This is a genomic window from Nonomuraea sp. CX421, assembly GCF_059358955.1.
Map to the genome: position 1 here is coordinate 1 of NZ_JCADBK010000054.1, position 2,112 is coordinate 2,112.

3 protein-coding genes are annotated in these 2,112 nt (G+C 71.4%); 1 reads left to right on the top strand and 2 read right to left on the bottom strand.

Annotated elements, in window-relative coordinates; all coding sequences use genetic code 11:
* Positions 1–66: 66 nt before the first annotated feature.
* The gene (locus AC5L3X_RS39080; RefSeq protein WP_494863833.1) at positions 67–390 is read right to left on the bottom strand and encodes a TetR family transcriptional regulator C-terminal domain-containing protein; all 324 of its coding nucleotides are present in this window, start codon (positions 388–390) and stop codon (positions 67–69) included.
* Between the two features lie 149 nt (positions 391–539).
* Positions 540–1,250 carry a CPBP family glutamic-type intramembrane protease gene (locus AC5L3X_RS39085; protein WP_494863835.1) on the bottom strand — a complete coding sequence of 237 codons (711 nt, stop codon included), beginning with the start codon at positions 1,248–1,250 and terminating at the stop codon, positions 540–542.
* 74 nt (positions 1,251–1,324) lie between these two features.
* Between AC5L3X_RS39085 and AC5L3X_RS39090 the strand changes: the two genes are divergently transcribed.
* Complete coding sequence (locus AC5L3X_RS39090; RefSeq protein ID WP_494863836.1) at positions 1,325–1,561, top strand: hypothetical protein; 237 nt, start codon at positions 1,325–1,327, stop codon at positions 1,559–1,561.
* Positions 1,562–2,112 lie beyond the last annotated feature (551 nt).

Sequence of the window (2,112 nt, forward strand, 5' to 3'; positions counted from 1 at the left end):
TCGAGGTCATCCTGGCCCTGCGGGCTTAATCCTGGGACGAACCTGGGGATCGACCGGAACAGCCGGTCAGGAGCGCAGCACGCGGCCGACCGCGCGGCGGGCCAGGACGGCCGCCGCGCGGCCCTGGCGTAGCTGGATCGCCTGGTTCGTGGCCAGCGCGATCCCCTCGAGCTCGAAGGCCACCTGGGCCGCATCAGCGGAGGCCGGACGGCCGCCGGTTTCGATCGCGCCGCGGATTTCGGCGATGAGCGTGTCCTGCCAGAGGCGTGCCGTCTTGACGACCAGGTCGCGGAGAGGCCCCGGACGGGCGTCGTACTCACCGGCGGCGATGGTGAGCGCGGGAGAACGCCTCCCCCACTGATCTCCTCGTGGCCGCCCTGGGCCGCTCACCGTCGTGGCGAGCCCCGCAAGAACCGGTCGTCAGGACCTTGTGACCGAGGGGCGCGGTGGACGCCCAACGGCCCGGCCTGCCCGTCGCGGCCAGAGGAACGACAGGACCCCGGTGATCGCCGTGACGACGGCGACGGCGGCGGGGGCGATCAGACTCGTGTCGGCCGGGTAGCCGGGAAGCAGCGACTGGTGAGATTCAGCATCGTGTGCAGGAGCACGGCCGACAGCACACTGCCGCCGGTGGCTACGTACAGCCGGACCATGACCAGTCGCGCGCCGACCGTCCCCAGCGCCCACCAGGCGATCCACCCTGGGGTGCGCCCCGTCTGAACCAGCGCCACCAGATGCCACGAACCCCAGACCGCATCGAGTACGAGGGCGGCGCCCAGGTCGCCCCAGCGGGCGCGCAGCGGGTCGGGGGCGAAGCCCGTCCAGCCCGCCTCCTCGGCCACGGCCGCGGCGAAGAACAGCGCGAACAGCGGCGGCACGACCAGGATCGAGAGGTCAAGGCCCTGGGATGACCCACCCATGGCCCTGTCCAGCACGTAGCCGAGCAGGGCGAGGCCGGGCACGAGCAGGAGCGTGACCGGCAGCCAGGCCGGGTGGGCAAGTCGCCGCGGAGCGAAGGCGCGGCGCAGCAGCAGCCGGGTCGCGCCCGACTCGCGGCGGTGCAGCAAGAACACGGCCACGAGGAGCGGCCCCGGGAACATCAGGGCGCTCACCGGAAGCCGCATCGGCACGCCGGGCAGATGGCCGGTGAACGCGCCGACCACCCAGAAGGGCACCGCGACGACGAAGAGCAAGACGAAGAAGGCGGGGAGAGACGTGGCGGTCTCGACGGCCGAGGGCCTCCGGATCATGAAGTACTCCTCACTGGTACTTGGGGTCGTGCTGGAGCGGCAGGAGTGGCTGCGTACATCGCACCTGCCTTGCTTTGCACACCACCTTCGCCGGGCTGCCCGCGGGCGGGCTGCGCGATGACGTCCAGGCCGCGCTGTCGCGCGCCGAGCGCGATTTCACCGCCCGGATCGCGGCACCGGCCGAGTGGAGCCTTCCAGGTTTCGGCATCGCCGCCACCGTGCTCGCCTTCCTGGAGCCCGATCCCGACGTGGTCTGGGACGACGAACGCATTCGCGCGGTCATCCGTGACGTTGGCGGGCCGGTCGGCTGAAGCCGGACGCGAACGGCCCTGCAGCACGCTGTGTCGACTCCTCCAAGGAGGTCGGCGGCGCCAAGCGGGAAAGACAGGCGAGGCACCGCCGACCACCGGGTTACGGCCGGGACAGATCATTACGGGCGCCGATACCCGTCGATATCCGAGCGACCTGCCACCAGCGCGTCAACTGATCAGGTCCAGTCGTAGTTGCGCATGAAACTCACCCCTTTCCTCGCGGAGTTGCCTCGACCCGGTGGTGGGCGAGTTCGTGACGGCACGGGATGTGCCCCGTGCCACGATTTGAGGTGATCTATGTGGACACGCGAGCCCCAGTACCGCGCCGACCGCCCGAAAGGCGAGACGGACGCCAGGGAAGCCGGTCACGGCCGGTCGGCGCACCGCGTGGTTTGCGCACCCGCGGACCGTCAGCGACGGAGGGGGCGTTTCAGCGGGATCGGCTCCCTGCCACGCCGTGGCCGGCGCGCCGGCGCGGCGAAGGCGTCGCGCGCCATGGCGAGCAGGGCTCCGGCGAGCATCAGCGCGCCACCCGCGTATTGGACGGGAGT